Consider the following 12,628-nt stretch of genomic DNA (forward strand, 5'->3'; position numbering starts at 1 on the left):
TTTTTCCCTGCCGAGAATAACTACCTTTCTGATAGTTATTATTAAAAAACCCCTTCGCATATAAAGACTATTCAATCGATACCTTGCAGTCGATATAAAAATTACAAATAATTATTTCTATCGTATTTTATTACCAATCAAATTTGATAATCAACGCACCAAAAAGCAACAACTAGCAATTTGATAGCGAGACGGTTTTTGGTTGAAAGGCGCAGAAATACTGGAACGCGATAGCAGATTCAGCAGAAAACCCGCATTTAGTGACAATCTGTGATTATTGCCTTGAGCTAACCTTGACAGAATAGTGCCATGGAGAGTGATCAAAATGAAATTGAAAGTTTCAGAATTGAAACTACCATCAGAGTGAAGGCAAGTTCGGCAGTAGAGAAATTGACGTAGCCAGAGAGAGAATATCGCCAGACAAGTCAGTTTCCAACCAGGCAGCAAGGTAATAAATACGGCAACAAGAAACAAATATAAAAATAATACTTTTAAAATTTTTTAACAGCCACTCTTTTGCACCAGCGTTTTTTAGTCAGATATGTTTTACTTGCCACTGCAGGCATCAATAGCACCCCAGATCGATCACGGCCCAAGCCACGCCGGAGAAACCATGGAAACGAAATATATTTATTGATTTTTTAATACCTTAAAAAATTAAACGAAAACATAACCTCTTCCGGAGATTTTCAAATGGCCACCACCCCAAATCCAGCACAAGTTCCCGTCAATGCCGATGGCGCAAGCGCCAAACTCGCGACACCCGTTAAAAAAGCCGCCAATGCCAAGAATGGCGAGCGCAAGCAGTATGACGATGACGAGATGGTGCAAACCACCGATGCCAACCAAGCCATGCCGCCTGAAAACGTCGTGGAAGTGATGGGCAGCGCCGATAGCGGCAATGCCGGCGCCCTGGGCGCGGCGGCGGCCATCGCCGCTGCTGCGGCGGCAGCCGGCGGTGGCAGCGGGGCTGCGGGCCAGGCCGGCAACGGCAGCGCCGATCTGGGCGCGCCAGACAGCGGCAGCAACAACGGCGGCGCGGCCGGCGCAGCAGGCGCGGGTGCTGCTGGCATCCCCAGCGGCAACGTCGTCGATATCGCCGGCGCATCGGCGGGCGCCGGCGGAGCGGGCGCCGGCACGTTCGGCGGCCTGGGCGGCCTCGGCGTGATCGGTGCTCTCGGCGGCATCGGCCTGGTAGCTGCAGTGGGCGGTGGCGGCGGTGGCGCGGCCGCTGGCGGTTCCGGCACGGGCGGAACGGGCACCGGCGGTACCGGCACGGGTGGCACAGGTGGCACGGGAGGAACAGGTACGGGCGGCACCGGCGGTACGGGCGGCCCGGGCACAGGCGGATCCACCGGCGGCCAGGGCACGGGCGGCACCGGCGGCACCGGCGGCACGGGCGGAACGGGCGGCACCGGGGGCACCGGCACCGATCCGACGCATCAATCGGTCACCATCACGGTCGATGACACGCTGGTAGCTGCCGCCGCCGCCGCATTGGCAGCCGCCAACAGCGCGCTGGCCGACGATGCGGCCGCCGCCGCCGCCGCCGCCATCGCCGCCGCCGCGCAGGCAGCGGCCAACACCGCCACGCTCGACGACCAGCTGGCCGCGCAGGCGGCTGCGGCTGCGGCTGCGGCCCTGGCCGCCGCCAATAGCGCCGCCAGCGACGATGCGCTGGCCGCCAGCACGGCTGCCGTCGTTCCCGGCGCCCAGGCAGCGGCCACCGCCGCCACGAATGACGACAATGCGGCCGCCGCCGCCGCCGCCACGGCAGCCGCCTCGCAGGCCGCCACGACCTCGGCGCAAAATGACGATGCGGCCGCCGCCGCCGCCGCCGCCAACGCCGCCGCCGCGCATGCCGCCGACAGTGCGGCGCAAACGCAGGCCGACCAGACCGACGCCCCTACCCTGCAACTGATTGCCGATGCTGCCGATGTCGTTGCCGCCGCCGCCAACGCGCAAGCGGCACTGACGGACGCCGCCGCATTGGCCATCGTGGCAGCCAACGATGCCGCCGCCGCCGCTGCCGCCACGGCGCTGGCCAATGCGACGGATGCCGCCGCGCTCGACCTGGCGGCGACCGCCGCCGCCAACGCCGCCGTCACCGCCGGCATTCAGGCCAGCCTGACCGATGCCGCCGCCCTGACCCTCGTCTCCGATGCGGATGCCGCTGCCTCCGCCGCGGCGACCGAACTGGCCAATGTCACCGATGCCGCTGCCCTGGCCGCTGCCGCGAACGCCGCCGCCACGGCCGCCGCCGATGCCGCCACGGCAGCCAACGCCACTGATGCCGCGGCACTGGGCATCGCCGCCACGGCCGCCGCGAATGCGGCGATCGCCGCCAATGCCCAGGCCGGCTTGACCGATGCCGTCGCCCTGAGCATGGCTGCGGACGCCGCCGCCGGTGTTGCCGGCTGGGATGCCTCGATCGCCAATGCCACCGACGCCGTCGCCCTGCAGGCGGCCGCCGATGCCGCCGCGACAAACGCCGCCAATGCGCAGGCGCAAGCGAACATGACGGATGCGCCTACCCTGGGCCTGATCGCCGACGCCGCCACCGCGGCATCGGACGCGGCGCAATTCCAGGCCGGCCTGACCGATGCGGCCGCCCTGCAGGTGATTTCCGACGCCGATGCGGCAGCCGCCGCCGCGGCGGCAGCGACAGCCGCTGCCAGCGACGCCAACGCGCTCGACATTGCCGCCGCCGCTGCCGCGACCGCCGCTGCCAATGCCGTGATCACCGCCAACCAGAGTGATGCCGCGTCGCTGCAGATCAGCGCTGACGCGGCCGCCAGCACGGCCGCCGCGGCAGCCGCACAAGCCGCGCTGACGGACGCAGCCGCCCTGCAAGTCATTTCCGACGCCGATGCCGCCGCCGCGCTGGCTGCGCAAACCACGGCCAACCAGACGGATGCCTCCGCCCTGGCCGCCGCCGACGCGGCCGCCGCCACCGACGCCGCGAATGCGCAGGCCGTGGCTGACCAGACCGATGTCGTCGCCCTGCAGCAGGCAGCCGACCAGGCTGACGCCGATGCGGCCGCCGCCAATGCGCAAGCCAGCCTGCTCGACGTCAACGTCGCGCTCAACGCCTTCAATCTCGCCAACCTCGCCGCCCTGGCCGCCAACGTCACGGCCGGCCAGACCAGCGTGGTCGACCTGACGGCCACCGTGAATGCCTTGCAGCTCGATGCCGACAATGCCGATCTCACCGCCAACCTGACGGATGTCAACATTCTGCTGGGGATCTCCAACGCCGATGCGCTGGTGGCGGCCGGCTTGCAAGCCACCGCCGACCTGACCGACGCCACGGCGCTTGCCAACACCGCCGCCGCTGCCGTCTCGGCGGCGGAAACGGCAGCCCTGCTGGGCGGGATCGATATCTCGGCCGTCAGCGCCGCCGCTGCCGCACAGGCGGCCGCCACGGCAGCCGCTGCCACGGCGGCCCTGACCGATGCCGGTGCGCTGGGCCTCGTCTCCACCGCCGATGCCGCCGCCGCAACTGCGGCGCAGGCCACCGTCAACACCCTCACCGCCGCCAATACGCTGGCGCAAAACGCGCTGGCGGCGGCGCAATCGGTGGCCAACCAGACCGATGCCGTCGCCCTGGGCCTGGCATCGTCGGCAGCCGATGCCGCCGCCGCCGCCGCCGTCACGACGGCCGGCCAGACGGACGCCATCGCGCTGAGCCTCGTCTCCAACGCCGATGCGCTGGCCGCCGCCTCGGCCGCCAGCCTGGCGGCGCTGACGGATGCCACCGCACTGGGCCTGACTTCCACGGCCGACGCCACCCTGGCCGCCACCTTGCAGGCCACGGCCAATCTGACCGATGCCACCGCCCTGGGGCTGGTCGCCACCGCCGCCACGGTTGCCGCCAATACCGCCGCCAACGTTGCCAACCTGACCGACGCGGTGGCGCTCGGCACTGTGTCGGCAGCGGCCACCGCCGCCGCCAACGCGGCGGCCGCCACTGCCTCACTGACGGACGCAACCGCCCTGGGCCTGGTTGCCACGGCCGATGCGGCGACCGCCGCCACCTTGCAGGCGACGGCCAACCTGACGGACGCCGTCGCGCTGGGTCTGGTCTCGACGGCTGCCAACACGGCCGCCAGCGCCGCTGCCGCCGTGGCCAACCTGACCGATGCCGTGGCCCTGGGGACCGTCTCGACGGCCGCCACCGCAGCGGCCAACACGGCAGCCGCCACCGCCGCGCTGACGGACGCCGTGGCCCTGGGCCTGACGGCCACCGTCGATGCGGCCGCCGCCGCTGCCGCGCAAACGACGGCCAACCTGACGGACGCCGTGGCACTGGGACTGGTGGCGACAGTGAACGCCACCGCCGCCACGGCCGCCGCCACCGTGGCCGGCCTGACGGACGCCGTGCTGCTGGGCACCCAGCACACGCTCGACGTCACGGCCGCCACCGTGGCCGCCACCAAGGCGGCGCTGACGGATGCGGCCGCATTGACCACCATCGCCAACAACGACGCCGCGCATGCTGCCTCGCTGGCCGCCTATTCGGCCGCCCATCCGCTGGACCTCGTGGCCGCGCTGGCCTCGACGACGGCTGCCACCACGGCGGCCTTGTCGCTGGCCGCCGCGCAATCGGCCCAAGCGGACGACGCTGCTGCCGCCTCGACCGCCGCCACGGCCGCCGCATCGCTGACGGCATTGAACAATGCGATCGCTGCCGACAACGCCGCCACGGCGGCTGCCACCCTGGCGCTGACCTCGCAGGCGGCGGCCACGGCTGCCGCAGCGGACGACGCGGCAGCTGCAGCCGCCGCCGGCGTGGCGGCCACCTCGCTGGCCGCAGCCCAGGCCGCGCAAGCGGCCGATGCGGCGGCCGCCTCGACGGCAGCCACGGCCGCCAGCGCCCTGGCCGCATTGAATGCCGCCCTGGCCGCCGACGCGAATGCTGCATCCACGGCCGCCGCCGCCGTCCTGGCCAATGCGGCCACCGCCGGCGCTATCGCCGACGATGCGGCCGCCGCCGCGGCCGCCACCGTGGCCGCCGCCTCGCAAGCGGCGGCGCAAGCGGCGCAATTGGCCGATAACGCCGCCGCCAGCACCGCCGCCATCGCCGCCAACGCGCTGGCCGCGTTGAACCAGGCGCTGGCCGACGATGCCGCCGCCGCGGCTGCCGCAATCAACGCCACCAACGCCACCGCCGCCGCGGCTGCCGCCACCGCCGCCGACACGGCGGCCGCCGCGGCTGCCGCCGTCGCCGCCATTTCGCTGGCCGCCACGCAGCATGCGCAGGCGGACGATGCCGCCGCGGCTGCCGCCGCCCTGACGGCAGCCATCTCGCTGGCCGCCACGCAAGCGGCACAAGCGGCCGATGCGGCCGTTGTCACCACCGCAGCGACGGCAGCCAGCGCGCTGGCAGCGCTGAACCAGGCCCTGAACGACGACAACCTTGCCGCCGCCGCCACGACGGCAGCGAGCAATGCCCAGGCGGCCCTGAATGCGGCCACGACGGCACTGAACGCGGCGATCCTGACGGCCAGCGCCTCGCTCGCCGCCACCACGGCTGCGCAGAACGATGACGCCACTGCCGCAAGCACGGCAGCGGCAGCGGCGGCGGCGCAAGTTCTTGCCAACGCCGCGCTGGTGGCCGACGCCGCCCTGGCGGCCCTCGCCACGGCGGCCAACAATGCCCTGGCCGCGGCCGCCGCGGCGCTGGCTGCCGACGATGCCGCCGCCAATGCCGCCCACACGGCGGCGCTTTCGGCGGCCGCCACACTGGCGGCGCAACTGGCCGACACGGCGGCCCTCAACGCCCACGCCGCGCTCAATGCGGCCGTCGCCAACCTGAATGCCGCCGTCACGGCCGATACCAACGCCCTGGATGCGAACAATGACAAGACCCTGAAACTGAACCTCCTGCTCGCCGCCCAGAGCGCATCGGATAATGCCGCCCAGGCCAATGCCAATGCCGCCGCCGCCCACGCGGCGCTGGCGTCGGCCCAGGCCGACGATGCGGCAGCCGCCACGGCCGCCGCGAATGCGGCGTCAGCCCATGCGGCGGCCGTCGCGGCGCAGAACGCCGATGCCGTCGCGGCAGCGGCCGCGGCGCAGGCGGCCATCTCGCTGGCCGCCACGCTCAATGCCCAGGCCGACGACGCCACGGCGGCCGCCGCCGCCACCGCCGCCGCCAATGCGCAACTGGCGCTGAACGCGGCCCTTGCCGCCGATGCCAACGTCGCCACCACGGCCGCAGCGGCAGCCGCCGCCCAGCTGGCCGCGCAAAATGCGCATGCCGACGATGTCGCCGCCGCAGCGGCAGCAGCGGCGGCCGCCATTTCCCTGGCAGCCACGCAAGCGGCGCAGGCCGACGATGCGGCCGCCGCGCTGGCTGCCACGAATGCCGCCAACGCCCAGGCCGCACATGACGCCGCCGTCGCCGACGACCAGGCCGCAGCCGACGCCGCTGCCGCCGCCTCGCTGGCACAGGCGGCCGCCACGGCAGCGGCAGCGGCCGACGCCACGGCCGCCGCCAGCGCCGCCGCTGCCGCCGCCGCCCTGGCTGCAGCCCAGGCGGCGCAAGCCGACGATACGGCCGCCAACCAGGCAGCGGCCACTGCGGCTGCCGCCGCCGGCGCTCACGCGGCAGCCATCGCCGCCGACGCCCTGGCCGTCAGCACGGCCGCCGCGGCAGCCACCGCGCAAGCCGCCGCCACGGCAGCGCAAAATGACGACGACGCAGCAGCGGCAGCAGCGGCCCAGGCCGCCATCTCGCTGGCGGCAGCGCAAGCGGCGCAGGCCGATGATGCGGCAGCAGCGACTGCCACCGTGAACGCCAACAACGCGGCGGCGGCGGCACTCGCTGCCCATGCAGCCGATGCCGCCGTACCATTGGCCCAGGCACAGGCCGCCGCCTCGCTGCTGGCCCTGCAAGCGGCGCAAGCCGACGATGCGGCAGCGGCCAGCGCGGCGGCAGCGGCAGCGCAGGCGCACGCCAATGCCAATGCCGCCCAGGCAGATGACGCGGCAGCGGCGCAGGCGCATGCGAATGCGCAGGCAGCCGATGCGGCGCTGGCGCAAGCCAACGCCATTGCCGCCCAAACGGATGCCAACGCCCTGGCCGCGGTGTCGAATGCGGATGCGGCCCACGCCGCCGCCGTGCAAGCCATCGCCGACCAGACCGATGCCGTGGCGCTCACCCAGGCCGCCGACGCGGCTGCGGCAGCGGCGCTGGCAGCGGCGCACACGGCCGACCTGACGGACGCCAACGCCCTGCACCTGGCGGCCGACGCGGCAGCCGCCGCCGCCCTGCAGGCGCAGGCCCACGCGGACCTGACGGATGCCGCCGCGCTGACGGTGACGGCAAATGCCGATGCCGCGGCGGCCGCCGCCGCCCAGGCCCAGGCGGACCTGACGGATGCCAGCCAGCTGTTCGTGCTGAGCCAGAATGCCCTGCACAATCCGCTGACGGTGGCCGACTTCCACACAGGCCTGCCGGCCGCCGGCGGCGACGTGATCGACATGTCGGCCATCGCCCACCTGACGGCATCGGTGGCGGTGGGCGTCACCCTGGGCACGGATTTTGGCTCGGACAACCTGTTCATCTTCGACAGCACGGCCGTGTCGATCCACGATGCCGCCAGCGCCATCGCGGCCGACAACAGCGTCTTGTCGGGACAGGGCTACATCGTCATCGCCGATGCGCAAAACAGCGGCGCCGTGACGGTCTATCACTCGAGTGACCTGAGCAACGCCAATGCCATCGACACGGCGCTGGTGCTGCTGAGCGGCGTGAACATCACGCAGCTGACGGCGGCGAACTTCCATGTCTGAGGTCCTGGCCATGGACGTGTAGGCGGCACGGCCGCAGGGGCGCGAACGCGGTCGCGCCGCGCTCCTGCGGTTCCGGTGACACCCATGAAAACCTTCAGGCCGCGTGGCCGGAAAAACACGGGATGAGATTACGCAGTTATCCAGCATCGCAACCTTGCCGGCGCTCCTGGCCCGGCATCCTGCCCTGCATCGCGGCCGTACTGGCGGCCGTGGCCATGGCAAGCGCGTCCCCCTTTGCCGGCGCCCAGAGCGCCACGGCCTGGAGCTTCGACCAGGTCTTGCAGCAGGCGCTGCAAAGCCATCCCACCATCGCCGGCAGGCGCTCGGCGCAAGCGGCAGCGCGGGCCGACCTCGACGGCGCGCAATGGCAGCGCTTCCCCAGCCTGTCGGCCGAAGTGCCCACGGGCTCGCAGGAAACGGGCGGCGTGGTGCGCATCGACCAGCCCCTGTGGAGCGGCGGACGCATCGACGCGGGCATCGACGCGGCGGGCAGCCGGCTCGACGCGGCCGGCGCCGCCATCGAGGAAGAACGCCTGAACCTGTCCCTGCGCGTGATCGCCGCCTACACGGAAGCGCTGCGCCAGACGGCCCGCGTGCGCTCGGCCGAAGAGGGACTGGCCGAACACCAGCGCCTGCTCGACATGATCAAGCGCCGCGTGGTGCAGTCGGTGAGCTCGCAGACGGACCAGCGCCTGGCCGAATCGCGCGCCTACCAGGCGGCCAACGACGTGTCGAATGCGCGCCAGGCCCTCGACAGCGCGCTGGCGCAGCTGTCGCAGCTGGCCGGCAAGCCCGTGCGGCTGGTCAGCAGTACCGGCATCGGCGTGGGCGAACCGCTGCCCGACGCCAGCCTGGAGCGCGTCATGCCGCTGGCCATCGCCTACTCCCCCACTTTGCGGCGTCTCGATTTCGAAGCGCAGGCGGCCGACTCGGACATCACCCTGCAACGCTCGGCCTACATGCCGAAAGTGCTGCTGCGCGTGGAAAAGCCCACGGGCGGCATCAACGCCGACAACCGCACGCGCGCCATGCTGGTACTGCAGGCGCAGCCGGGCGCGGGCCTGTCCGCCAAGGCCGGCGTGGATGCGGCCGTGGCCAAGCGCGAAGGCGCGCGCGCCGCGCACGACGTGGCCGAACGCGATGTGCGCGAGCGCTTTACCCTGGACTGGACCGAGGCCGAGGCGAGCCGCCAGCGCCTGGGCAACGCGGGCGAAGCGAGCACCACCTCGACGCAAGTCTTCGAATCGTATGCGCGCCAGTACGTCATCGGGCGCAAGAGCTGGAACGATGTGCTCAACGCCGTGCGCGAAGCCACGCAGGCGCAGTTTGCGCTGGAAGACACGCGCGCGCAGGCCATCGCCGCCAGCCTGCGCCTGGCCGCGCAGACAGGCACCCTGGCCGGGCGCACGGCGCCCGCCTCCACGATGCGCGCGAATTGAGCGCCACAGAATTCCTACAGGAGAGAGCATGGATACCTCCATCAAACACGGCTTGCTGACACTCATCGACCGCGCCGCGCGGCTGACGGGCCAGCACCTGGCCGCCGCCCGCCTGGCCGATTTGCAGCGCCAGCTGGAAGACATCGACGACAACGGCGCGCCCGGCACGGTGCTCACCACCGTCTGGCAGGCGGCCGGGCTGGAAGGCACGGCGCGGCCGCTGCACGAACCGACGCCGGGCGAATTGCCGTTCGCCGTCTACAGCGCCAGCACGGGCTGGGGCTTGCTGCAGTCGCGCGGCGCGGACGGCGCCTGGCGCGGCGAGGGCGTCGATGGCCGTGCCTTGCAGCTGGTCTCGCTGGCCGGCCTGGCCTGCGTGGGCCTGCCCCGGCGGCCCGAAAAGAGCGCTACCCGTCCCGGCGCCCTGGGCCTGGTGCGCGAGGCGCTGTGGCTGAAAAAAAGCGTGTTTCTCGACGCCGTGCTGGCCACCGCGCTGGTGACGTTGCTGACCATGGCCACCTCGCTGTTTTCCATGCAGGTGTACGACCGCGTGATTCCCAACCAGAGCTTCAGCACCCTGTGGGTGCTGGTGGTGGGCGTGGCCCTGTCGATCGGCCTGGAATTCATCCTCAAGCAGGTGCGCAGCCGCATCGTCGACCATAGCTGCAACGACGTCGACCATGAGCTGTCCGAGTGGTTTTTCCAGCGCATGCTGGGCATCCGCATGGAAGCGCGCCCCGCCTCCGTCGGCACCCTGGCGGCGCAGGTAAAAGGCTTTGAAATGGTGCGCGGCGTGCTCACCTCCACTTCCCTGTTCGTGCTGACGGACGTGCCCTTCGCGCTGATTTTCCTGGCCATGATCACCATCATCGGCGGCTGGCTGGTGGTGGTGCCGCTGGTGGCCCTGCCGCTGGCCCTGGTGTGCGGCCTGATGTTCCAGCGCGCCATCCAGGCCCACACGCGCAAGAACCTCAACGCCAGCAACCGCAAGGCGGGCCTGCTGGTGGAAGCCGTCGATGGCGTGGAAACCCTCAAGGGCAGCAGCGCCGAATGGATGATGCAGGCGCGCTGGGCCGAACTGGTGGCCGAGAGCAGCCACGCGGAGCAGAATATCCGCGACTACGCGGCCCTGTCGCAGAACATCACGGCCGCCTTCCAGCAGCTGACCAACGTGGCCCTGATCTCCATGGGCGCCTGGTTCGTGGCGGAAAACCAGATGACCATGGGCGCCCTGATGGCCTGCACCATCATCAGCAACCGCGCCCTGATGCCCATCGTGCAGCTGCCCGCCGTGATGGTGCAGTGGGCGCATGCGCGCGCCTCGATCGACGGCCTGGAACAGGTCATCAGCCTGCCCAACGAGGCGGACAACGCGCAGTTCGCGCTGACGCCGCGCAGCCTCGACACGGGCCTGCGCTTCGAACGCATCCGCTTCACGTATGGCGGCGCGCAAAAGGTGGCGCTGGAAGTGGAAGGTCTCGCCATCCGTCCCGGCGAACGGGTCGGCCTGGTGGGTGCCATCGGCTCGGGCAAGAGCACCTTGCTGAAACTGGCCTCGGGCCTGTACCAGCCGGCCGAAGGCAAGGTGTATCTGGGCGACGTCGACATGGCCCTGCTGGCGCCGCCCGTGGTGCGCGAAATGGTCGGCTACCTGCCGCAGGAAACGCGGCTGTTCAGCGGCAGCCTGCGCGACAACCTGTTATTAGGCCTGGCCGACCCGGGCGAGGAAGCGATCCTGGCGGCGGCCAGGCGCACGGGGCTGATCGAGCTGATACTGGGCCAGCCGCGGGGACTGGCGCTGGCCATTACCGAGGGCGGACGGGGCGTCTCCGGCGGCCAGCGGCAATTGATCGCCGTCACGCGCCTGCTGCTGGCCAAGCCGCGCATCTGGCTGCTCGATGAACCGACCGGCGCCATGGATGCGAAGACGGAGTCGCGCATCGTCGGGCTGCTCGGCGAGCTGGCGGCCGAAGGCGTGACGATGGTCGCCACCACGCACAAGAACGCCCTGCTGCCCCTGCTGGACCGGCTGGTGGTGCTGCAGGCGGGACGGATCCTGCTCGATGGCCCGCGCGACGTCGTGCTGGCCAAGCTGTCGGGCAAGCCGCAGGCCGTGCCGGCTGCCGCCCCGTCGCCAGCGCCAGTGGCGCAGGCAGCCGTGCAGGGAGCCGTCGCATGAAACTGGCCAAAGTCGAAACGCAGCAAGAGGCAAAACGGGGCCGGGTGCTGATCTGGAGCTGCACGGCGGCACTGGTGGGCGTGATCGCGTGGGCGTCGTGGGCAGAGCTGGACCAGGTCACGCGCGCCAACGGCCAGGTGATCGCCAGTTCGCGCAACCAGATCATCCAGGTGGCCGACGGCGGCGTGCTCAGCGAATTGCGCGTGCATGAAGGCAGCGTGGTGAAAAAAGGCGAACTGCTGGCGCGCTTCGACCGCACGCGGGCCGAGACGAGCTACCTGGAAAGCACGGCCAAGGCGGCGGGCCTGAAGGCGACCGTGGCGCGCCTGCAGGCGGAAGTATTTGGCGGCACGCCCAAGTTCCCGCCCGAGCTGCAGGCCTTTCCCGAGTTCCGCGCCAACCAGATGACCTTGTTCACCAAGCGCCAGGGCGCCGTGCAGGCGGAAGTGGGCGCGCTGGAAAGCGCCATGAAGCTGATCAAGGAAGAACTGGAAATGAACTTGCCGCTGCTGGAAACGGGCGACGTCAGCCGCGCGGAAGTGCTGAAGCTGCGGCGGCAGGTGGTCGACATCCAGGCGCAGATCACCAACCGGCGCAACAAGTACTTGCAGGACAGCCAGACGGACCTCGTGAAAGCCCAGGAAGACCTGGCCGGCGTGCTGCAGACGGTAACGCAGCGCAAGGAGCAGCTCGGTTCGACGGATATCTACGCGCCCACGGACGGCATCGTGCGCAACGTGCGCCTCACCACCCTGGGCGGCGTGGCCAAGCCGGGCGAGGAAATCCTGCAGATCGTGCCCACCGACGATGACCTGATCATCGAGGCGAAGGTCAAGCCGGCCGACATCGCCTTCATCAAGCCGGGCCTGCCCACGGCCGTGAAACTGGACGCCTACGACTACGGCATCTACGGCCGCCTGCGCGGCACCGTCAGCTACATCAGCGCCGATACCTTAAGCGAAGACAACAAGGGCAACGAGCAGCCCTACTACCGCGTGCAGATCAAGACCAGCGGGCGCAACCTGATGGGCAAGAACGGCGAACCCATCCTGATCCAGCCCGGCATGACAGCCACGGTGGAAATCAACACGGGGCGCAAAACGGTGCTGCGCTATCTGACGAAACCGATCACCAAGACGTTTTCGGAGTCGATGGGGGAGCGGTGACGGCACGGCCTTCCCCTTGCTCCGGCCGCGCGGCCGGATGCCTC

General features: G+C 70.2%; 4 protein-coding genes. All 4 read left to right on the plus strand.

The genetic code is table 11. The features are described from left to right. Positions 1–693 precede the first annotated feature (693 nt). Positions 694–7,800, plus strand: a complete 7,107-nt coding sequence (locus tag ACZ92H_RS18805) for a hypothetical protein (protein ID WP_465050590.1) — start codon at positions 694–696, stop codon at positions 7,798–7,800. A gap of 122 nt (positions 7,801–7,922) precedes the next feature. Continuing rightward, complete coding sequence (locus ACZ92H_RS18810; RefSeq protein ID WP_465050591.1) at positions 7,923–9,239, plus strand: TolC family protein; 1,317 nt, start codon at positions 7,923–7,925, stop codon at positions 9,237–9,239. A gap of 28 nt (positions 9,240–9,267) precedes the next feature. Further along, entirely contained in the window at positions 9,268–11,418 is a 2,151-nt protein-coding gene (locus ACZ92H_RS18815; protein WP_465050592.1) for an ATP-binding cassette domain-containing protein, read from the plus strand. Next, positions 11,415–12,584, plus strand: coding sequence for an HlyD family type I secretion periplasmic adaptor subunit (locus ACZ92H_RS18820; RefSeq protein WP_465050593.1), 1,170 nt, complete (start codon positions 11,415–11,417; stop codon positions 12,582–12,584). The genes ACZ92H_RS18815 and ACZ92H_RS18820 overlap by 4 nt, the downstream gene beginning before the upstream one ends. Positions 12,585–12,628: the final 44 nt, after the last annotated feature.

This window comes from Janthinobacterium foliorum (assembly GCF_978021625.1).